Here is a 20,188-nt window from a genome sequence, read left to right on the forward strand (position 1 = left end):
GGCGGGCTTCCCCCAAAGCCCTTTGGTGTTTTCTACGAAGGAAAGCGGTCAGAGACAAACGGATTCAGTATGAACATATAACGGCTCCGATTCCATCTCCGCGCGTAGATCCGCGCGCCCGGTGCGGCGCACCTCACGCGCGCCACCCCTCGTAAGCTGTTCCCATGGCGAAGTGGACCCCCAAGCACGAGGCGCCGGAGCCCTTGGAGGGCCCCGTGGTCGCCACCATCACCGGCGGCACGATCGTCTGGTTCGTCCTCTTCCTGGTGCAGCTGCCGTTCTACGGCTGGTTCGACGAGCACGGCCACACCTGGTGGCTGTGGACGTGCCTGGCCGGCGGCGGGCTCGGGTTCATCGGCATCTGGTACGTCCGCAAGCGGGACGCCGCGATCGAGCGCGCGCGGGCCGAGGCCGGGCGGACCGCGCAGCCGACCGGCCACTCCCCCGCACCGACCGCCGACTGACCCGCCCGGGCACCGGCCCGCGGCCTCCGTACGGCCGGGGTGCCACGGCCGTCCTCCCCGGGCCGGAACCTCCGCGCACGCACGGGTGAAGCGGCGGAACCGCACGTACCGTCGAATGCATGACGCATCTCGACGCGGGCGCCCAGGTCGATGCGGTGCACCCCGCCGCGATCACCTCCCCGGTGACCGGGCTGACCTCGGCGGAGGTGGCCGAACGGGTGGCGCGCGGGCAGGTCAACGACGTGCCGGTGCGCAGCAGCCGGTCCCTGGTCGAGATCGTCCGCGCGAACGTCCTCACCCGGTTCAACGCGATCATCGGCGTGCTCTGGGTGATCATGCTGGCCGTCGCGCCCGTCCAGGACGGCCTGTTCGGCTTCGTGATCCTCGCCAACACCGGCATCGGCATCATCCAGGAGTGGCGGGCGAAGAAGACCCTCGACTCCCTCGCGCTGATCGGCGAGGTGCGGCCCACGGTGCGGCGGGACGGGGTGGCCGCCGAGGTCGGCACCTCCGAGATCGTGCTGGACGACCTGATCGAGGTCGGACCGGGCGACAAGGTCGTCGTCGACGGGGTGTGCGCCGAGGCGGACGGGCTGGAGGTCGACGAGTCGCTGCTGACCGGCGAGGCCGATCCCGTGGTGAAGCGGCCGGGGGACCGGGTCATGTCCGGCAGCTTCGTGGTCGCGGGCGGCGGCTCCTTCCAGGCGACCAGGGTGGGGCGCGAGGCGTACGCGGCCCGGCTCGCCGAGGAGGCGTCCCGGTTCACGCTGGTCCACTCCGAACTGCGCTCCGGCATCTCCACGATCCTCAAGTACGTGACGTGGATGATGGTCCCGACCGCGATCGGACTGATCATCAGCCAGCTGGTGGTCAAGGACACCGAGCTGAAGGACTCGGTCGCCCGCACGGTCGGCGGCATCGTGCCGATGGTCCCCGAGGGGCTGGTGCTGCTCACCTCGGTCGCCTTCGCGATCGGCGTCATCCGGCTGGGGCGCAGGCAGTGCCTGGTGCAGGAGCTCCCGGCGATCGAGGGACTGGCCCGCGTCGACACGGTCTGCCTGGACAAGACCGGCACCCTCACCGAGGGCGGCATGGACGTCACCGGCCTGCGGGTCCTCGGCGACGGCGACGAGGCCCACGTGCGCAAGGTGCTGGGCGCGCTCGGCACCGCCGACCCGCGCCCCAACGCCTCCCTGCGGGCGATCATCGACTCCTTCCCGGACCCCGAGGACTGGCGCTGCACCGAGTGCCTGCCCTTCTCCTCGGCCCGCAGGTACAGCGGCGCCACCTTCACCGAGGGCGACGGGGAGAGCGGCACCTGGCTGCTCGGGGCGCCCGACGTGCTCCTGGCCGACGACGACCCGGCGCTGGAGGAGACCGGCCGGCTGAACGAGCAGGGGCTGCGGGTGCTGCTGCTGGCCCGTGCCGGGGGCGAGCTGGACGACCCCGGGGTCGCCGAGGGCGTCCGGCCGGCCGCGCTGGTGGTGCTGGAGCAGCGGCTGCGGCCGGACGCGGCCGACACCCTGCGCTACTTCGCCGAGCAGGACGTCCGCGCCAAGGTCGTCTCCGGCGACAACGCGGTCTCGGTCGGGGCCGTCGCGTCCAAGCTGGGGCTGAGCGGGACGACGGTCGACGCGCGCCGGCTGCCCGCCGACCGGGACGGCATGGCCGAGGCGCTGGACGGGGGCACGGTGTTCGGGCGGGTCACCCCGCAGCGGAAGCGGGACATGGTGGGCGCGCTCCGGTCGCGCGGCCACACGGTCGCGATGACCGGCGACGGCGTGAACGACGTGCTGGCGCTGAAGGACGCCGACATCGGGGTGGCGATGGGCTCCGGCTCGGAGGCCACGCGGGCGGTGGCGCAGATCGTGCTGCTGGACAACAGCTTCGCCACGCTGCCGTCGGTGGTGGCGGAGGGGCGGCGGGTGATCGGCAACATCACCCGGGTCGCGACGCTGTTCCTGGTGAAGACGGTGTACTCGGTGCTGCTGGCGGTGCTGGTGGTGTGCTCGCAGGTGGAGTACCCGTTCCTGCCGCGCCACCTCACCCTGCTGTCCACGCTCACCATCGGCGTCCCGGCGTTCTTCCTGGCCCTCGCCCCGAACAGGGAGCGGGCGCGGCCGCACTTCGTGCGGCGGGTCATGCGGTACGCGGTCCCGGGCGGGGTGCTGGCCGCGCTGGCGACCTTCGCGACGTATCTGGTCGCCCGGGAGCACTACAGCGGCGCGGGCGCGCTGGACGCGGAGACGAGCGCGGCGACGCTGACGCTGTTCCTGATCTCGATGTGGGTGCTGGCGATCGTCGCCCGCCCCTACACCTGGTGGCGGGTCGCGCTGGTGGCGGCGATGGGGGCGGTGTTCCTGGTGGTGCTGGTCGTGCCGTGGCTCCAGGAGTTCTTCGCGCTGAGGCTGGTCGGCATGACGGTGCCGTGGATCGCGGTCGGCGTCGCGGTGGCGGCGGCGGCCGCCCTGGAGTTCCTGTGGAAGTGGGTGGACCGCCGCTTTCCCGCCTAGCGCCCGGCGCCCTTACTTCACGTCGACGAAGTCACCGGCGGCGTTGACGGCCGGGGTGGTCGAGGTGCCCGCGAAGGAGTAGCGGAAGTAGCCGTCGGTGGAGGCCTTGACCGTGGTCGACAGGCTGCCCGTCGAGTTGGTCTTGAGGGTCCTCACCGTGGTGTACGTGCTGGAGCCCTTCTTGCGGAACTGCAGCTTCACGGGCTGGTTGGTGTAGCCCGCGTACTTGCCGGTCTCCCAGTTGGCCCGGGACAGCTTGCCGGTGACGGTGATGGTCCTGCCCTTCTTCACGGGCTCCGGCGAGGCGTTGGCGGTGAGCTTCGAGGCACGCTGGAACTTGAAGGAGCCGGCCTTCGACTCCCACACGAAGTCGTCGTCGTTGGCGTCGATCCACGCGTCGACGTACCAGGTACCGGCGTTGGTGTTGTAGAGGTAGTCGACCTTCGGGTCCACAAGCACCGAGGCGGTGCAGGTGGAGGTGGTGGAGCCGACCTTCGTGCAGCTCGGCTTGCCGGTCACGAAGTAGCCGTGGTCGGGACCCTTCAGCGTGAACTCCTCGGCGCCCTTGATGCCCGAGTTGTCCTTGGCCGTCACGCTGACCTTGATGGTCTTCGGGTGGGAGGTGCCCACGGACACCTTGTTGTCCCCGTCGACGACGACTTTGGTGATCGTGGTGTCGCCGTACCCGCCGTCCGCGTGCGCGGACGGGACGGCGAGGGCGGACAGGGCCAGGGCGCCGGAGACGGCGGCCACGGTGGCTCGGATACGCATGCGTTCCCCAGGTGGAGAAAGGGGCCCCGGCTCTGGTCGTTCCCCACGGCTCGTCGTCGGCGCGGGGCCCAAGTGATCGTGGAGTCTGTTGACTCGCAGGATCAGATCCGCCACCCGGGTGAATGGTTGTACGGGAGGTGAAGAATGTGTGCAGAAACCCCTCGGCTCAGTCGAACCACCGGTCCCGGGCCAACTCCTCGGTCCTGGACGGGTCCTCCAGCAGCGCCGCGACCTCGAACCGGCGCGGCCACTGGCCGGCCGCCCAGGCGAGACCCGCGGCGACCCCCTCCAGGGTGGCGGCGTGCAGCACGCCGTCGTCCGTCAGCCGCCAGTCGATCTCCACGCCGTCGACGACGAGTTCCCCGTGCTCGACGTACGAGGCCGGGGTGCGCGGGCCGAGCAGCACCCGCACCGGCTCCGGCACGTCGTGCTCCGTGCCCTCGGAGTCGACCTCCCCGGTGACCGACTCGCTCAGCCGCCGCACCTGGAACAGCTCGGCCAGCTCGGCGGCGCGCGCCGGCCGGACGGGCAGCAGCGCCATGCCCCCGGTGAACGGCAGCAGATCGGGCGAGTCGACGACCACCGCGTCGGCGGCGTCCACCACCTCCACCCGGCCGTCGACGACCGCGCGCAGCTCGTCCGGCAGGGTCACCTGTTCCGGGTCCAGCTCGGCCAGCGCCCCGTACAGCCCGTGCAGCTGGGCCGCCGTGACCTCGCGGTCGGGGTCGGCGAGGCGGTCCAGCAGCTCGGCGGCGCCCCCCGGTTCGTCGAGCAGGGCGGCCACCGACGTCCGCACGCCGAGCGCCCGCAGCACCTGCTCGTCGTCGAACCCGGTCGCGTCGGCCTCGTCGTACAGGCCGCGCAGCAGCGGGTCGCCGCCGGCCGCGCGCAGTCCGGCGGGGCGGCGGCCGCCGAGCACGGGGTGGCCGCGCAGCCACCAGGCGGTGTAGGGGCGGACGACCTCGTGGGTGCCGTCGTGCAGCAGGATCCGCACCGGCTGGGTGAGCGCGTCCCTGAAGGGCGGGCGGGCGAGCATCGCGAGGGCCTGGGGCCACCGGTCGTCGTCCACGAGGTCCAGGTCGCGCACGGCGACGACCTCGGTGGCGACCGGTGGTACGGGACTGTCCGGGAAGCGGTCGAGGAGGTCCTCGCACCACACGTCCACGGCGTCCAGCAGCCCCGCGTCGTCGGGCTCGGCGAAGTCCCCTTCCCGCGGCTCCAGTTCGTCGGGGTCGAGGACGACGTCGGTGGCGCGGACCAGCGCGAAGTCCACCAGCACCCCGCAGGCGGCCAGCGGCTGCTCGCCCCACTTCCCGGCCAGCTCGGCGTCCACGGCGGCGAGCTCCCCCTCGCGCATCACCCGGGCGAACGGGCCGCCGGGGAAGACGAGTTCGCAGGCCGGGGACAGCTCGCCGTCCTCGTCGGGGAGGGCGAGGGCGCCCAGCCAGGGCTCGTCGCCGGGTTCGAGCCCGGCGTCGCGCACCAGGCCGAGCACGGTGTCGGCGAGCTCCTCCGCGTCGGGGGCGTCCTCCTCCCAGTTCACCCCGCCCTCGTCGTCGAGGGAGGCGGCGACGGCGGCCCGCACCTGCGGGGTGGTGAGCACCGCGCGCGGGGTCGCCGGGAGGGCGCCGAGCTTCTCCAGGAGGGGGTGGGCGGCGTCCGGGTGGGCGACCTTGAGCCCGAGCCGGGCCAGCACCTCGGGGTCGATCCGGGCGGCCTCTGCACCGGGCAGCAGCACCTGGCGGGGGCCGATGGTGGTCCGTCCGTCGGCCAGCGGCACGGGCAGCCCGGACAGCCGGTCCGGGTCGACGCCGGCCAGGCTCTCGTACAGCCGCCGCCACCAGTCGGGGGACTTCTCCAGCCCGGCCAGCCGGTCGATCGCGTCGGCGAGCGGGAGGCGGGCCACACCCAGGGTGCGCAGCTCCGCGCGCCGCTCGAGACCGGCGGGCAGGAGGGTCGGCAGCACCTCGGCCAGCACCCGCACGGTGTCGGCGCCCGCGCCCTCGACGACCTCCGCGTCCCGGGGCCGCAGGGACTCGGGCAGGTCGGAGTCCTCGTCCCGCTCGCGCGGCTCGACGGCCGGCGGCAGGAAGGAGGTGCGGGGCAGCCGGTCGAGGACCGCCCGGCGCAGCGCCCCGTCCAGCTCGCCCTGGCCGAGCGGGCCGGGCACGAGGTCGATGATCCCGGCGGTCACCGGGCGCCAGTCGGCGAGCAGGTCGGCGTAGGCGTCGGCCGCGCGCTGCACCAGGAAGTCGGTGAGCGGGCCCGGCGCGGTGTGCCGGCGGGTGGAGTCCAGCGGGAAGGAGGCGATGAGCAGGGCGGGCACGCCGAGGGGCTCGTCGCTCGGGGTGGGGGCGTGGACGACCGGGCTGGTGCGGGGCCGGGCGGGGGTGCCGTCGGAGTCCACCGGGACGGCCCAGGTGACCGACCAGTGCGGCCGCAGCCGCTCCTCGACCGGTCGGTCGGCGAGCAGGTCGGGGGTGAGCGGACCGTGCACGGCGGCGGTGCGCCAGCGGGTGGTGCCGGTCCGGGAGTCCTCGACGACGGTGAGGGTGCCGTCGGTGCGGCGGCTCAGCGTGCGGGGCTCGGCGTCCCCGATCTCCACGACCACGTCCTCGAGGCCGGGGAGGGCGAGCAGCAGGGCGTCGTCGACGGCGTTCAGCAGCCGCTCGGCGAGGTCGGCGGCGGCCGTGTCGCGCAGGGGCAGGATGACGGCCGTGTCGTAGGGGTCGGGGGCGGTGCCCTCGGCGGCGAAGGGGAGGCGGAGCAACGGGACGTGCCCGTCCCGGCGGCGGACCTCGTCCCCGAGGCCGGGGCTGTGCCGGGCGGTGTCCCCCGCCAGCTCCCGCGCCTCGGCCAGCGACCAGCGCACGCCGCCGTGCCGGCCGACGACGGCGGGCTCGTCGGTGACGGCCAGGACGGCCGCGAACCCGACGCCGAACCGTCCCACGGACCGGTCCGCGGCGTCCCCCCGCTTGGCGGAGGCGCGCAGCGTGGACAGCGACTCGACGCCGGCCGCGTCCAGCGGCGCGCCGGTGTTCGCGGCGACGAGGACGCCGTCGCGCAGGGTGAGCCTCAGCCGCCCCGGCACCCCCGCGCGGGCGGCCGCGTCGGCGGCGTTCTGGGCGAGCTCGACGACCAGGCGGTCCCGGTAGCCGCCGAGGACGAGGTCCTCCTCCGCGTTGGCGTCCTCGCGGAAGCGGGCGGGGCTGGTGGCCCAGGCGTCCAGGACACCGCGCCGCAGACGCGCCGTCCCGAACGGGTCGGCACCCTCGGCGGCGGGCCGCACGAACTTGCTCACGTTGACTCTCCTCATCGGCCCTGATCGGCGTGAGACCGAAGGTACCGCTCCGGGAGTCCCCGACGAGGGGAGTGCGCCCGCCCCGACCCCTCCGCTCCACGGCGCCGAGGCGCCGTGGACGGTGGCGTCCGGAGACCCACGCCACATTCGCGAAACGCCCGGATCGGACTTCCGGTGACAAGCCGCACAGGCGGAATGTCCGGTACTACCCGGAATAGTAAAGAAACCATTGAACTTAAAACGGACATTTACCCCAAAGGTCTGATCGATCGGCCTGAAATGGGGGTTTCGTCCGCTTAGTGCGCTCTGTCAAGAGACGTGCATCTCACTCCACAGCTACGAAGTCCGGTAGCAGATCACACCTTTGCGGCATTCGCTCCGGGCGGGCTACCAAGGAACAGCCGCCGCGGCACGGACCCGTTCCGCCGGCGGCTCCCCCCGTCCCCTCCCCCACGAGGTTCTCGATGTTCCAGCGCGCCACGTCCCGTTTCTCCCGTCCGACCGCCCTCCGTACCCGTGCGACCGTGCTGGCCGCCGGCCTCGGCGCCTCGGTCGCACTGGGAGCCGGGGTCGCGGTCGCCGCCGACACCACGGCCGCGTCCGGTGCCACCACCGCCGTCCAGGCGCAGGCCGCCACCCAGGCCAAGGCCGCGAAGGCCCAGGCCGCCGGGGTCCAGAAGGCCGCGCAGGCCGCCGCCGCGAAGCAGGCGTCCTGGGTCGACCCGGTGAAGAACTACCGTCTCTCCGCGAGCTTCGCCCAGAACGGCGGCATGTGGGCCTCCAAGCACTCCGGCCAGGACTACGCCGTCCCGACCGGCACCCCGGTCGTGGCCACGCACGGCGGCACCGTCGTCAAGGCCGGCCCCAACGGCGCCGGCGACGGCCCCGCGTACGGCAACGCCGTCGTGATCAAGCACGGCAACGGCGTGTACTCCCAGTACGCCCACCTGTCGCAGGTCAACGTCCAGGTCGGCCAGGTCGTCAAGACCGGCCAGAAGATCGCCCTGTCCGGCAACACCGGCAACTCCAGCGGCCCGCACCTGCACTTCGAGATCCGCACCACCCCGAACTACGGCTCCGCGGTCAACCCGATGCAGTTCCTGAACTCCCACCGCTGAGAACCCGCGGGGTCCGGCACCCGAAGCCCCCGGCGGCACCCGCCACCGGGGGCTTCTCCCGTGCTCAGCCCCCGGACGCGTACGGGACGAAGCGCGCCCACGCGTCCGGGGCGAAGGCGGGGCGGGGCCCCGCGGTGTCCTTGGAGTCGCGGACGTGGACGGTGCCGGGGGTGAGGGCGAGCTCGACGCAGGAGTTGCCGTCGGGGCCGTCACTGTGACTGCTGCGGATCATGTTTCTCCCAGCACTCGCTCGACGAAGGCCGGCGACTCCCGCGGGGTGAGGGCCTGCGCTCGGATCGTCCCATACCGCAGTTCGAGGATCCGCAGTTGTCTCGAACAGGGCACGTGCATGCTCCGGCGTCTGCAACAAGCCGTGAATGCCGAGCCCCACGTACACCCCGAGTTCGACCGCCCTGGCCTCCAGCCCGGCCAACGCCCGTACGCTCCTCGGGTACCGGACCTTCTCCACGTCCTCCCAGGCCGCCGCGATGAGTCCGCCCGCGCCCAGGACCTCGTCGGCCTTGTCCAGGTACTCCCGGCGGGGGATCCGCTTGCCGCCCTCGATCTTGTACACCGTGTCCTCGCCGTAGCCGACCACCCTCCCGGACTCGGCGGCCCGCATCCCCACCGCCTCGCGGCGCAGCTTCAGCTGCCGTCCGACGGTCGTGACGACCGCGACGCCCCACTCGTCGTCCGGGTCCACCTCCCGACCCGGCTCGTCCGCCTCGCCCTTGAGCCGCCCCGCCTCCGCATCGACCGTCGTCATGCCGCGCCTCTCCGTCGGAACCGTCCGCGGTGCACCCGGCGGTCTGCCCGTACGGCCCGTCGGCACAGCCCCGACAGCACCGGACAGCCACCGGACAGTGAAGGAGGGCACGACCCGTATCAGCGCCGCCCTGCGCGAGTTGGAGGCCCGCGGCTACCTGAGCCGCGAACGCGTCCGCACCCCGGCCGAGCACATTTCTTCGCATATCCGCTGACCAGGAGAAACCCACATCGATGCTTGCACCCCGGCCCTCCAACCGTCCCGGACGACTACCCTGGCCAGTGCCCTCCCGGGAGGACTCCACGAGCACGCAGGCCGACCACGTGCACGAGCCGGTTCCCCGCCCCGAACAGACCCCTGACGCGTTGCGGGCCGCCCTCGCCGTCGTCGACCCGAAGCGCCTGCCGGAGATGCAGCGGACGGAGGACGAGGCGTTCGCCCGGGCCGTGCGGTGGCAGTCGCTCAGCCCGGTGCGGAGCCGGGTCCTGACCTGGGCCCGGGGCGTCGGGATCGCCCGCCGCCCCGACCTGGCCGCCCGCCACGCCCGCGCCAAGAGCAACCTGGAACACGAGGACGCGGCGACCGCCCGGGAGGCCCCACGGGAACTGAGTGCCGTCCTGGACGAGGCCGTGAAGGCCGTGAAGGCGGTACGCGGCTGAGCCGTGCCGGGGGGTGTCCTAGGAGTGCCCCAGCTCCGCCGACGACGCGTCCTCCGTCGCCGGGACCGAGCCGGAGTCGGCGGCCGGGCGCAGCGGGAACGGGTCGACGCGGGTCTCGTCGATCACCGGCGGGGCCGGCTGCGGCGGCTTCGGCATGACCGCGGCCTCGGAGTGGCCGCCGCAGCCGTACGCCAGGGAGACCACGCGGCCGTCGGCCGGGGAGAACTCGTTGGCGCACACGCCGAAGGCCTGGCCGAGCGAGCCGCCGATGGGGACGAGGAAGCCGCACGACACGCACGAGGCGGGGGCCGCCTGGGCCATCGGGGTCTTGGCGCCGAACGCCTCCTCCCAGCGGTCGGCGGCGGTGTGCAGGCCGTACCGGGACAGGACCCGGGCGCGGCGCATGCCGATCTCCTCGGCGACGGCCGTGATGGAGCCGCGCGAGGGGGCGGTGGGCAGGTGGGCCGGGGTGCCCCCGGTGACCTCCGCGTCCTCGGCCTCCACCAGTTCGGCCATCTCCCCGGAGACCGCGGAGTTCGGCGGCGGCTCCTCCTCGCCGGACCAGCCGGGCTCCAGGCGCAGGTCCTCGGCGTCGGTGGGGAGGAGGTCGCCGGGGCCCATGTCGCCGGGGCGCAGCCGCTCGCTCCACGGCACCCACTCCGGTGCGAGGACCGCGTCGGGACCGGGCAGCAGGGCCGCCTCGTCGACGGTGACGATCCTGGCGCGGGAGGCGCGGGCGACGGTGACGGCCCAGCGCCAGCCGCGGTAGCCGAGCTCGCGGCAGGCGAAGAAGTGCGTGACGACGCGGTCGCCCTCGGAGACCATGCCCTCGTGCTCCCCGACCACCCCGGGCGCGGCGACCTCCTCGGCTGCGGCGCGGGCGAGGTCGACGGCCTCGGCGCACAGGCGGTCGGGGGTGCGGCTTCGCGTTGTCGCTGCGCTCACAGGTATCGCTTCTCTCCTACGCCGTCTCATGAGTGCGCCGCTCCCAGCGCGGGGGGCCGGACGGAGCGGACCGGTGGACCGCGTCGACGTCCGCGCCGCATCGTGCTCGGGCGCGCCTCCTCCATCCATTCTGCGGGATGGCTGAGATACGCACGCTACCTGTTCGTGTGCGCTGGGCCTACACCGACGGTTGTTCCGGGGCCCCGCGCGCCGGTTTCCCGGGCCGCGGCCGTTCGGCCGGACAGCCGCACCCGGGGCGCCGTCCACGGCGTCACGGCACTACACCGCCGTGTCTCGGGGCACTATGACGTGGTGGCTACCGCGAGGACACCCCAGGACGCCACCGGGACCGGTGGCTCGAGAAGGGTCAGGGCGAGCGGCCGACGCGTCGGGACGGGCCGGGCGGGCGGCCGCCTCCGCGCGTTCGGCCGGGCCCTGCACTTCCCGGTGACCGGAGCCGCACGCGGGATCCGCCGGGCGACCCACGCGCACGGCGCCGGGGAGTCCGGGCTCGGCAAGCTGATCGAGCTGCACGGGGTGAACGGCGCCGGCGACGTCATGATCACGGTCGCGCTCGCGTCCACCGTCTTCTTCTCCGTGCCGACGGACGAGGCCCGCGGGCGCGTCGCGCTGTACCTGGCGATCACCATGGCGCCGTTCACCCTCCTCGCCCCGGTGATCGGCCCGCTCCTCGACCGCGTCCCGCACGGCCGCCGCGCCGCGATGGCCGGCGCGATGCTCGCGCGGGCGCTGCTCGCCCTGGTGCTGTCCGGCGCGGTCGTCACCGGCGGCATCGGGCTGTACCCGGCCGCGCTCGGCGTGCTCGTCGCGTCCAAGGCGTACGGGGTGGTCAGGAGCGCGGTCGTGCCGCGGCTGCTGCCGCCCGCCTTCTCCCTCGTGAAGGCGAACTCGCGGGTCACGCTCGGCGGGCTGCTGGCGACCGGGATCGCCGCGCCGATCGGCGCGGGGCTGCAGCAGATCGGGCCCCGCTGGCCGCTGTACGGCGCCTTCGCGATCTTCGTCACGGGGGTGTTCCTGTCCTTCCGGCTGCCGCCGGTGGTGGACTCCGCCAAGGGCGAGGACACCGCGCTGCTCGCCGCCGACGAACAGCACCTGCACGGGCCGCACCGCAAGGCGGTCAGGCGTCCCGGGCTGCGCACGGTCGGCCCGGCCGTCACCCACGCCCTCGGCGCCAACGCCTCCCTCCGCTGCCTGTCCGGCTTCCTGATCTTCTTCCTCGCGTTCCTGCTGCGCGAGCACCCGATGACCGGGCAGAGCGCCGCGGTGTTCCTCGGCGTCGTGGGCGTGGCGGCGGGCACGGGCAACGCGCTCGGCACGGCGGTCGGGGCCTGGCTCAGGTCCCGCGCCCCGGAGATCATCATCGTGACGGTGGTGGCCTGTGTGGCGGGCGCGGCGGTTGCGGCCGCGGCGTTCTTCGGCGCGGTGCCGGTGGCGTGCCTGGCCGCGGTCGCCGGGTTCGCGCACGCCCTGGCCAAGCTGTCGCTGGACGCGCTGATCCAGCGGGACGTGCCCGAACTGGTCCGGACGTCGGCGTTCGCGCGGTCCGAGACGCTGCTGCAGATGTCGTGGGTGCTGGGCGGGGCGATCGGCATCGCGATGCCGCTGATCGGCCCGCTGGGGCTCGCGGTGGGGGCGGCCGTCGTCGCCGCGGGCTGGCTGGCCACCGTCCGCGGACTGGTCGTCTCGGCCCGGCGCGGGAGCGCGGGACGGCCGCGTGTGGCGTAACGCTCCGGCCACGCCGTACCCCCACGTGGGGGTACGGCCGGGCGTGCCCGATAGCCTTCGCCCATGACCACGTTGCCCCGCGGCGCCGCCGCCATGAGTCACCGCGCCGTGCGACGCCGCCGTGCCGTCGCCGCCGTCGGCGCCGTATCCGCCGGACTGCTCGTCCTGTCCGCCTGCGACAAGCCGACCCCGATGGCCACGATCACCGTGGGCAGCTCGTCGGTGAGCTCCGAGGCCACCTGCGGCGGTGAGGACGAGACCGTGAAGGCCGCCGACCTGAACAAGTGCCTGAAGGACAAGGACATCGAGCAGATCTCCGTCGATCCCGAGGGCGAGACCGTCCGGTTCGGCGTCGACCCGGAGATCGCCGACGAGGGCTGGACGATCCTGATGAACGGCCAGCCGCTGACCGACTCCATCCACAAGACGTACCAGTCGGTCCCGGGCAGCGTGTTCTTCAACGCCCAGTACGGCGCGCAGGGCGACTCCACCCTGGTGTCGATCAAGTCGGGCGAGACCGAGGCCACGGGCCTGTGGTCCTTCCGGCTGAAGAAGGACGAGGACTCCTGACCCGCTCCGCGCCGCGCGTCCTGGTCGCCACCGCGGTCCCCGTCGAACGGGACGCGGTGGCGCAGGCGTTCGCCGGACCTCCGCTCGAGGTGCCGCTGCCCGGCGCGACCCTGCTGCGCGCCCCCGTCGGCCCCGACGTCCTCGCCGCCGGTGTCGGCCCCGCCCTCGCCGCCGCCGCCACCGCGACCGCGCTCACCGCGGCCGCCCTCGACGGCCGTCCCTACGACCTCGTCGTCAGCGCCGGGATCGCCGGCGGCTTCCCGCCCGACGCGCCCCCGGGCTCGCTCGTCGTCGCCGACGAGATCACCGCGGCCGATCTGGGCGCGGAGACCGCCGACGGGTTCCTGCCGGTCACCGAGCTCGGCTTCGGCACCGTCACCCACCGTCCGCCGGCCGGCCTGGTCCGGGACGCCGCCGCGGCGGCCGGCGCGCTCACCGGCACCGTGCTCACCGTGTCGACGGTGACCGGCACCGCCGCCCGCGCCGCCGGGCTCCGCGCCCGCCATCCCCGCGCCCTCGCCGAGGCCATGGAGGGCTTCGGGGTCGCCGAGGCCGCCGCCGCGCACGGGGTGCCCGTGCTGGAGGTGCGGGCGGTGTCGAACCCCGTCGGCCCGCGCGACCGCGCCGCCTGGCGCATCGGCGACGCCCTGGCCGCCCTCACCGAGGGCTTCGGGAAGCTCGCCCCCGTCCTGGAGAGTTGGAACCGCCATGACCACCCGTGAGCAGCAGCGGCTGCAGATCGCCTACTCCCCCTGCCCGAACGACACCTTCGTCTTCGAGGCCCTCGCCCACGGCCGCGTCCCCGGCGCGCCCGCCCTCGACGTGACCTTCGCCGACATCGACGTCACCAACGGCATGGCCGAGCGCGGCGAGCGCGACGTGCTGAAGGTGTCGTACGCGGTGCTGCCGTACGTCCTCGACGACTACGCCCTGCTGCCCTGCGGGGGCGCGCTGGGGCGGGGCTGCGGGCCGCTGGTGCTGACCCGGGAGGCCGGAGCGGACCTGACGGGGCGCACGGTCGCCGTGCCGAGCGAGCGGTCGACGGCGTACCTGCTGTTCCGGCTGTGGGCGGCGGACGTCGTCCCCGGAGGGGTCGGGGAGATCGTGGTGATGCCGTTCCACGAGATCATGCCCGCCGTGCGGGACGGGAAGGTCGACGCGGGGCTCGTCATCCACGAGGCGCGCTTCACCTACCGGAACTACGGACTGCACAGGCTCGCCGACATGGGCGAGCACTGGGAGCGCACCACCGGGCTGCCGATCCCGCTGGGCGCGATCATCGCCCGGCGGTCGCTGGGCGCCGGGACGCTGACGCGGCTCGCCGACGCGATCCGCACGTCCGTGCGGGCGGCCTGGGACGACCCCGGGGCGTCGCGTCCGTACGTCATGGAGCACGCCCAGGAGATGGACCCGGCCGTCGCCGACCAGCACATCGGGCTGTACGTCAACGAGTTCACCGCCGACCTCGGCGAGGACGGCTACGCGGCGGTGCGGGGGCTGCTGACCCGTGCGGCGGCCGAGGGGCTGGTGCCGCCCCTCGGCCCGGACGCGCTGCGGTTCCCCTAGGGAACGGCTCAGACGTCCAGCTGGTCGGCGACCGCGCGGAGCAGGCCGGCGATCTTCTTGCCGGCGGCGCGGTCGGGGTAGCGGCCCCGCTCCAGCTGCGGGGTGATGTTCTCCAGGAGCGTCGTCAGGTCCTGGACGATGGAGGCCAGCTCGTCCGGCTTCTTGCGCTGGGCCGCCGCGACCGACGGGGTCGGGTCGAGCAGGGTCAGGGAGAGGGCCTGGTCGCCGCGCTGGCCGGCGACCACGCCGAACTCCACGCGCTGCCCCGGCTTGAGCGTCTCGACTCCGGCGGGGAGGACCGAGGAATGGACGAAGACGTCACCGCCGTCGTCGCGGGAGAGAAAGCCGAAGCCCTTCTCGCTGTTGAACCACTTGACCTTGCCGGTGGGCACGTCTGTCCTCGTCCTCGTACTCGTCGGGAAAACTGCTTGATGAAACGGCTCTTGATAGCACTCAAGCGGGCCGTGGTGACCCGCCGGTTCCCAGGCTAATGGTCTTCAGGCCGGAGACAAGACGTCACCCGGCTGTTCCTTCGCGCTGGGAACTACCCTGGTCCGGTGCGTGACAAAACCCAAGCGAATTCCGCCGCGCCCGGTGACGGCCTGGTCCGTACCGGTGCCATCGTCTTCTTCATCGGCGCCGTGGCCACTCTGGTCACGGTGGCCCCGCTGTTCCTCGGAACGACGCCTTTCCCGACGTACATGTTCGGATTGAGCATGTTCATGGCCGTCGGATTCCTGATGGCCGGCGCGGGCGTGCTGCGCTCGGTCGCGGCGGGACGCCGTCAGGCGCGGGCCGCGCTGTCGCCCGAGCGGTAGTCCGAGAACCACCGCGGGAATTCCGCCAGACCGGCGAGGACGACGTCCGCGCCGGCCTCGCGCAGTTCCCCGGGGCCGCACGGGCCGGTGGCGACCGCGACCGACAGCGCGCCGGCGGCCCGCGCGCCGCGCACGTCGCCCACGTGGTCGCCGACGTAGACGGTCGCGTCGTGCTCGCGCAGCGCGAGCGCCTTCTGCTCGGCCCACAGGTCGCCGATCACGGCGTCGGGCTCGATGCCGAGGTGGGCCAGGTGCAGCTTGGCGTTGGCCTCGTACTTGGCGGTGACGACGATCGCCCGTCCGCCCGCCTCCCGCACCGCCGCGATCGCCTCGCGGGCGCCGGGCAGGGCGGGCGTGGCGGTGATCGCGGTCGTCGGGTACATCTCCCGGTACAGGTCCGCCATCTCCTCGACCCGCTCCGCCGGGAACCAGTTGATCAGCTCGTCCACGAGCGGCGGCCCCAGCCGGGTGACCGCCAGGTCGGCGTCGATGTACGTCCCGGTCCGCTCGGCCAGCGCCCGGTAGCAGGCGCGGATCCCGGGCCGGGAGTCGATGAGCGTCATGTCGAGGTCGAACCCGACGGTGGGCGCGGACACGGGCAGGGGCGACGGGGGCGGGGTCGTGAAGGCCATATGGGCCATTGTGCCCACCCGGTACGACGAACGGACCGGCCCCCCGCCGGTCCGTCCACCGGGCCGGGGAGCCGGACGCCCGAAGAGCGGCCGCGCCGGGACGGGCCCGCCGAGGCGCACCCGGCCGGAGACCACCGGGCCGAAGCCGCCGTGCCCCCCTGACCGCCCGGCCGGGAGGCCGCCGGGCCGTTCCCGCCCTGCGGTGGCACCGGCCCCGGGGCGAGGTCCCGGGGCGGGGGACGGGGCGGGGCGGGCTACCGTCGGCGCTGGGAGCGCCAGACCAGGAACAGGGCCGAGGCGAGGGCCGCGCCCCGGACCACCCAGGGCCAGGCCTCGGAGACGGCGTCGTTCATGCGGCCGTCGGGGATGGGCGTGCCCCAGCGGCCCTCGGTCCTGCCCCAGAGCCAGAGGACGCCGCCCGCGACCGCGAGGCCGGGGAGGACGACGACCGCCCACTTCACCTCCGCCCGGGTCAGGCGGCGGGAGGCGTAGGCGATGAGCCAGCCGAGGATCAGGGCGAACCAGTTGCCGAGCGCGGCGCCCACGACCAGCAGGCCCGCGGCGGTCAGGAGCAGGGGGTTGTTCCAGCCGCCGGAGGGGAGGCGCAGGAGGCGGCGGCGGGCGGGGGCCTCGGGGTCGGCCGCGGGCGCCTCGGCCGCGTCGGGGTACGTCCCCCCGGAGCCCCCGGGCCCCCCGGTCCCCTCCGTGTCCTGCGGCGCCTCCCCCGGGCGCGGGGGCCTGAGCAGTTCCGGGATCTCTACGCCGCCCACGAAGCCGGGCACCTCGTCGCCGACGCCGAAGGGACTGTCGTCCGTCCGCCACCAGTCGGGCCGGTCGGCGCCGTCCCCGAGTTCGTCCGTGCCGGCCCGGTGCGGCGGGGAGGGCACCCCGGCCCCGGAGGGGGCCGGACCCGGCCGCCCCTCGGCCGGGCGGGGGCCGGGGACGACACGGCGCAGGACGCCCTTGCGGCGGTCGCCGGACCCGCCGGCCGGTTCGCGGTCCCGCTGGACCGGGACGGCGGCGGGCGGGGCCGCGGGCGCGCTCGCGCCGGAACCGGCGGCGGTGTCCGTGGCCGCCGCGACGACCTCGTCCGGGGTGCCGAGGCGGGAGATGATGCGGCGGACGGCGGCGGGGGAGTCCACCACCGCCTTCGCGCGGCGCCGGTCGATCTCGTCGCGCAGTCCGGCGACCAGGCGCATGCGGGCCGCCGACGGCAGCTGCCGCCGCTGCGCCACGTCGCCGACGCGGCTCAGGTACTCGTAGACGACCTGGTCACTCTCGATACCCACGAAGTCCCCTCCGGGACGGATGCGTTGGGGGCGCCCGTCGCACGACGGCACCGACGACCGTACCGCGAGTCCGGCCGGCCGTCCCAACTCCACGCCCCGCACCGGCGCACCCACCCGCTACCGTGAGGCGGATGAGCACCGAGGAGAAGCCCGCGACGGCCCCCCGTTCCCTCGCGGAGGCCCTTCGGGGGCGGGACGACGCCTCCCTGGCCGCGCTCCTGCGCAGCCGTCCGGACCTCGTCACGCCCGTGCCCACCGACCTCACCCAGCTCGCCACCCGGGCCGGCACCCGGGCCTCGGTCGTCCGGGCGCTGGAACGGCTGGACCGGTTCGCGCTGCAGACGGCCCAGGCGCTGGCCGTGGCGGCGGACCCGGCGACGTACGAGGAGCTGCTCGGGCTGCTGGCGGGCGACGACGGCGATCCGGCGGTCGCCGCCGCGCTGCCGCACGCGCTCGGCACCCTGCGCGAACAGGCCCTGGTGTGGGGCGGCGACGACCGGCTGCGGCTGGTCCGCACCGCCCGCGAGCTGCTGTCGCCGTCGCCGCAGCACCCGTCGCCCACCGGGCTCGGCCCCTCGGTGCGGGAGGCCACCGCCGGGATGTCGCCGGGGCGGATCCAGGAGATCGTGGCGACGGCGGGGCTGCCGTCCACGCACGACTCCGTCTCCGCCGTCGCCTCCCTCGGCGCCCTGTTCACCGACCGGACGCGGATGGCCGCGCTGCTCGACCAGGCGCCGCACGAGTCCGTGGAGGTGCTGGACCGGCTGGTCTGGGGCCCGCCGTACGGGCAGGTCACCGCCGATCCCGCGGCCCGGCTGCGCTGGCTGCTGGACCGGGGGCTGCTGCTGCCGACGGCGCCCGGGACGGTCGTCCTGCCGCGCGAGGTCGCCCTGCACCTGCGGGGCGGGCGCGCGCACCGCGTGCCGGAGCCGGTGCCGCCGCCCGTCGAGGCCGCCACGACCCACCGTCCCCAGGTCGTGGACGCGACGGCGGCCGGGCAGGCGTACGCGGCGCTGACGACCGTCGAGGATCTGCTGAAGGACTGGGACGAGGGCGGTCCGGCGGTGCTGCGGGCCGGGGGCCTGAGCGTGCGGGACCTGAAGCGGACCGCCGTCGCCCTGGACGTGCCGGAGCCGGTGGCCGCCTTCTGGGTGGAACTCGCCTACGCCGCCGGGCTGCTGGCCTCCGACGGGGAGGCGGACGAACGGTACGCGGCGACCCCGGCGTACGACGAGTGGCGCGAGCGGCCGGCCGCCGAGCGCTGGACGCGGCTGGCGACGGCGTGGCTGGCGGCGACCCGGACGTCCGGGCTGGTCGGCGGGCGGGACGCGAAGGACCGTCCGCTGTCGGCGCTGGGGCCGGGGCTGGACCGGTCGGTGGCGCCCGAGGTGCGGCACCGGGTGCTGGCGCTGCTGGCCGGGCTGTCGGAGGGGGCCGCTCCGGTTCCCGGGTCGGTGCTGGCCCGGCTGCGGTGGGAACGCCCCCTGCGCGGCGCCCGGGGCGGCGTCGCGGGTGTCGCCGCGGGCGAGGGCGGGCGTGGTCCGGGAGGCTCACCGGCCGAGAGGGGGCCCGGCGCAGGGCACTCACCGGCGGCGGAAGGCGCGGGCGGCTCCCCGGCCGGCGGCCCCGCGGGGGACGGCGACGGGGACGATCTGCGGTCGCGGCTCGCCCGGTGGACCCTCGACGAGGCCGAGATGCTGGGGATCACCGGGCGCGGCGCCTTGTCCGCGCACGGGCGGGCCCTGCTCGGGGCGCCCGCGCCCCGGCGTCCGGAGGCGGAACCCGAGGGGCCGGGCGACAAGCTGCCCGTCCACCACCGGCCCGCCCCGCCGCCGGTCCCGCTCTCCCCCGCCGAGCAGGCCACCGCCGCCGCTGCCGCCGCCCGCCTGCTCGCGCCGCTGCTGCCCGAGCCGCTGGACCACGTGCTCCTCCAGGCCGACCTGACGGCGGTGGCGCCGGGTCCCCTGCAGCGGCCGCTCGCCGACGTGCTGGGCGTGCTGGCGGACGTGGAGTCGAAGGGCGGCGCGACCGTCTACCGGTTCACGCCCGGCTCGGTGCGCCGCGCCCTGGACGCCGGGCGGACCGCCGCCGACCTGCACGCCTTCCTCGCCGCGCACTCCCGCACGCCGGTGCCGCAGCCGCTGGCGTACCTCATCGACGACGTGGCCCGCCGGCACGGGCACCTGCGGGTGGGCGCCGCCTCGGCGTACGTGCGCTGCGACGACGACGCGGTGCTCGGCGAGATCCTCGCCGACAAGCGGGCCGCCGGGCTGGGGCTGCGCCGGCTGGCGCCGACCGTGCTGGCCGCGCAGGCCGACCCGGCCGGGCTGCTGGAGGGGCTGCGCGCGATGGGGTTCGCGCCGGCCGCCGAGTCCGCCGAGGGCGACGTCCTGATCACGCGCGCCGACGCCCGCCGCACCCCGCCGCGCTCGGCGCCCGAGCCGGTCCCGGACGGGCCGCCGGTCCCCGACGACACCCTGCTCGCGGCCGCGGTCCGGGCCGTCCGCGCCGGCGACCTCGCCGCCACCGCCCCGCGCAGGCCCACGGCCGGGGACCGGGCCGGGAACGACGGACTGCCGCGCACCGGGGCCGCCGAGACCCTCGCCACCCTGCAGGCCGCCGTCCTCACCGGCGAGGCGCTGTGGATCGGCTACGTCAACGCCGAGGGCGCGGCGAGCCAGCGCGTGATCGCCCCGGTCCGGGTGGAGGGCGGCTTCGTCACGGCGTACGACCACACCGCCGACGGGGTGCGGACGTACCCGCTGCACCGGATCACCGGGGTCGCCGAACTCGCGGACGACGAGGGCTGACCCTTTCGGGTGTACGGCGGACTTCATGCGCGCCACGCCGGGCCGTTCCACCTGACGAGCGAGGTTCGCGGCGCGTCCGCATCGCGCCGCGGGCCGCTGGGCAGCCACCGGGTGTCCTGAACGGGGCCGGAGACCGCCGGAGCCCGTTCGCGCGCAACAGAAAGGAAGTCCTCATGCGTGCCGTTCGTCGTGCCGCCGCCGTTCTGACGTCCACCGTCGC

17 protein-coding genes are annotated in these 20,188 nt (G+C 75.0%); 10 read left to right on the plus strand and 7 right to left on the minus strand.

Going from position 1 to position 20,188, the window contains the following annotated elements:
- Positions 1–164 precede the first annotated feature (164 nt).
- Together FHS37_RS21530 and FHS37_RS21535 are read left to right on the plus strand one after the other, a co-directional pair.
- Positions 165–464: a DUF2530 domain-containing protein gene (locus FHS37_RS21530; protein ID WP_184823733.1), complete on the plus strand. Its 300-nt coding sequence runs from the start codon at positions 165–167 to the stop codon at positions 462–464.
- A 119-nt stretch (positions 465–583) separates the two neighbouring features.
- Positions 584–2,977, plus strand: coding sequence for an HAD-IC family P-type ATPase (locus FHS37_RS21535; protein WP_184823735.1), 2,394 nt, complete (start codon positions 584–586; stop codon positions 2,975–2,977).
- A 12-nt stretch (positions 2,978–2,989) separates the two neighbouring features.
- On the opposite strand, the gene FHS37_RS21540 is transcribed toward FHS37_RS21535, so the two are convergent.
- Together FHS37_RS21540 and FHS37_RS21545 are read right to left on the minus strand one after the other, a co-directional pair.
- Positions 2,990–3,748 carry a calcium-binding protein gene (locus FHS37_RS21540; protein WP_184823737.1) on the minus strand — a complete coding sequence of 253 codons (759 nt, stop codon included), beginning with the start codon at positions 3,746–3,748 and terminating at the stop codon, positions 2,990–2,992.
- A 166-nt stretch (positions 3,749–3,914) separates the two neighbouring features.
- The gene (locus FHS37_RS21545) at positions 3,915–7,049 is read right to left on the minus strand and encodes a sacsin N-terminal ATP-binding-like domain-containing protein (RefSeq protein ID WP_184823739.1); all 3,135 of its coding nucleotides are present in this window, start codon (positions 7,047–7,049) and stop codon (positions 3,915–3,917) included.
- 464 nt (positions 7,050–7,513) lie between these two features.
- On the opposite strand from FHS37_RS21545, the gene FHS37_RS21550 reads away from it, so the two are divergent.
- Positions 7,514–8,167 (plus strand): M23 family metallopeptidase, encoded by a 654-nt coding sequence (locus FHS37_RS21550; protein WP_184823741.1) that lies wholly within the window; start codon positions 7,514–7,516, stop codon positions 8,165–8,167.
- A 64-nt stretch (positions 8,168–8,231) separates the two neighbouring features.
- On the opposite strand, the gene FHS37_RS21560 is transcribed toward FHS37_RS21550, so the two are convergent.
- Positions 8,232–8,933 carry a Scr1 family TA system antitoxin-like transcriptional regulator gene (locus FHS37_RS21560; protein WP_375372313.1) on the minus strand — a complete coding sequence of 234 codons (702 nt, stop codon included), beginning with the start codon at positions 8,931–8,933 and terminating at the stop codon, positions 8,232–8,234.
- A gap of 281 nt (positions 8,934–9,214) precedes the next feature.
- Between FHS37_RS21560 and FHS37_RS21565 the strand changes: the two genes are divergently transcribed.
- A complete protein-coding gene (locus FHS37_RS21565; RefSeq protein ID WP_184823745.1) occupies positions 9,215–9,592 on the plus strand; it encodes a hypothetical protein in 378 nt (125 codons plus the stop codon).
- An 18-nt stretch (positions 9,593–9,610) separates the two neighbouring features.
- Here FHS37_RS21565 and FHS37_RS21570 read toward each other — a convergent pair whose 3' ends face one another.
- Complete coding sequence (locus tag FHS37_RS21570) at positions 9,611–10,537, minus strand: DUF3027 domain-containing protein (protein ID WP_184823747.1); 927 nt, start codon at positions 10,535–10,537, stop codon at positions 9,611–9,613.
- A 312-nt stretch (positions 10,538–10,849) separates the two neighbouring features.
- Between FHS37_RS21570 and FHS37_RS21575 the strand changes: the two genes are divergently transcribed.
- The 4 genes from FHS37_RS21575 (at position 10,850) to FHS37_RS21590 (ending at position 14,419) form a co-directional block, all read left to right on the plus strand.
- Positions 10,850–12,283: an MFS transporter gene (locus FHS37_RS21575; protein ID WP_184823749.1), complete on the plus strand. Its 1,434-nt coding sequence runs from the start codon at positions 10,850–10,852 to the stop codon at positions 12,281–12,283.
- A 63-nt stretch (positions 12,284–12,346) separates the two neighbouring features.
- Positions 12,347–12,853 (plus strand): DUF2771 domain-containing protein, encoded by a 507-nt coding sequence (locus FHS37_RS21580; RefSeq protein WP_221500085.1) that lies wholly within the window; start codon positions 12,347–12,349, stop codon positions 12,851–12,853.
- Complete coding sequence (locus tag FHS37_RS21585; RefSeq protein WP_184823751.1) at positions 12,817–13,575, plus strand: futalosine hydrolase; 759 nt, start codon at positions 12,817–12,819, stop codon at positions 13,573–13,575. Before FHS37_RS21580 ends, FHS37_RS21585 begins: the two co-directional genes overlap by 37 nt.
- The gene (locus FHS37_RS21590; RefSeq protein ID WP_184823753.1) at positions 13,562–14,419 is read left to right on the plus strand and encodes a 1,4-dihydroxy-6-naphtoate synthase; all 858 of its coding nucleotides are present in this window, start codon (positions 13,562–13,564) and stop codon (positions 14,417–14,419) included. Before FHS37_RS21585 ends, FHS37_RS21590 begins: the two co-directional genes overlap by 14 nt.
- An 8-nt stretch (positions 14,420–14,427) precedes the next feature.
- Here the strand turns inward: FHS37_RS21590 and FHS37_RS40575 are convergent, their stop codons facing one another.
- A complete protein-coding gene (locus FHS37_RS40575; RefSeq protein WP_184823755.1) occupies positions 14,428–14,811 on the minus strand; it encodes a cold-shock protein in 384 nt (127 codons plus the stop codon).
- A 165-nt stretch (positions 14,812–14,976) separates the two neighbouring features.
- On the opposite strand from FHS37_RS40575, the gene FHS37_RS21600 reads away from it, so the two are divergent.
- A complete protein-coding gene (locus tag FHS37_RS21600) occupies positions 14,977–15,237 on the plus strand; it encodes a hypothetical protein (RefSeq protein ID WP_184823757.1) in 261 nt (86 codons plus the stop codon).
- On the opposite strand, the gene FHS37_RS21605 is transcribed toward FHS37_RS21600, so the two are convergent.
- Positions 15,204–15,869, minus strand: coding sequence for an HAD family hydrolase (locus FHS37_RS21605; protein ID WP_373304283.1), 666 nt, complete (start codon positions 15,867–15,869; stop codon positions 15,204–15,206). The genes FHS37_RS21600 and FHS37_RS21605 overlap by 34 nt on opposite strands.
- A 254-nt stretch (positions 15,870–16,123) precedes the next feature.
- Entirely contained in the window at positions 16,124–17,158 is a 1,035-nt protein-coding gene (locus FHS37_RS21610) for a hypothetical protein (RefSeq protein ID WP_184823762.1), read from the minus strand.
- Between the two features lie 131 nt (positions 17,159–17,289).
- On the opposite strand from FHS37_RS21610, the gene FHS37_RS21615 reads away from it, so the two are divergent.
- The gene (locus FHS37_RS21615) at positions 17,290–19,968 is read left to right on the plus strand and encodes a helicase C-terminal domain-containing protein (RefSeq protein WP_184823764.1); all 2,679 of its coding nucleotides are present in this window, start codon (positions 17,290–17,292) and stop codon (positions 19,966–19,968) included.
- Positions 19,969–20,188 lie beyond the last annotated feature (220 nt).

Origin of the sequence: Streptomyces griseomycini (assembly GCF_014203535.1) — a bacterium.
In the GTDB taxonomy this organism is placed as follows: Bacteria; Actinomycetota; Actinomycetes; order Streptomycetales; family Streptomycetaceae; genus Streptomyces; species Streptomyces griseomycini.

Coding starts and splice junctions, on each gene's coding strand:
- FHS37_RS21535 (WP_184823735.1), top strand. CDS start 584: ATGACGCATCTCGACGCGGGCGCCCAGGTCGATGCGGTGCACCCCGCC.
- FHS37_RS21530 (WP_184823733.1), top strand. CDS start 165: ATGGCGAAGTGGACCCCCAAGCACGAGGCGCCGGAGCCCTTGGAGGGC.
- FHS37_RS21580 (WP_221500085.1), top strand. CDS start 12,347: ATGACCACGTTGCCCCGCGGCGCCGCCGCCATGAGTCACCGCGCCGTG.
- FHS37_RS21560 (WP_375372313.1), bottom strand. CDS start 8,933: ATGACGACGGTCGATGCGGAGGCGGGGCGGCTCAAGGGCGAGGCGGAC.
- FHS37_RS21550 (WP_184823741.1), top strand. CDS start 7,514: ATGTTCCAGCGCGCCACGTCCCGTTTCTCCCGTCCGACCGCCCTCCGT.
- FHS37_RS21605 (WP_373304283.1), bottom strand. CDS start 15,869: ATGGCCTTCACGACCCCGCCCCCGTCGCCCCTGCCCGTGTCCGCGCCC.
- FHS37_RS21590 (WP_184823753.1), top strand. CDS start 13,562: ATGACCACCCGTGAGCAGCAGCGGCTGCAGATCGCCTACTCCCCCTGC.
- FHS37_RS21615 (WP_184823764.1), top strand. CDS start 17,290: ATGAGCACCGAGGAGAAGCCCGCGACGGCCCCCCGTTCCCTCGCGGAG.
- FHS37_RS21540 (WP_184823737.1), bottom strand. CDS start 3,748: ATGCGTATCCGAGCCACCGTGGCCGCCGTCTCCGGCGCCCTGGCCCTG.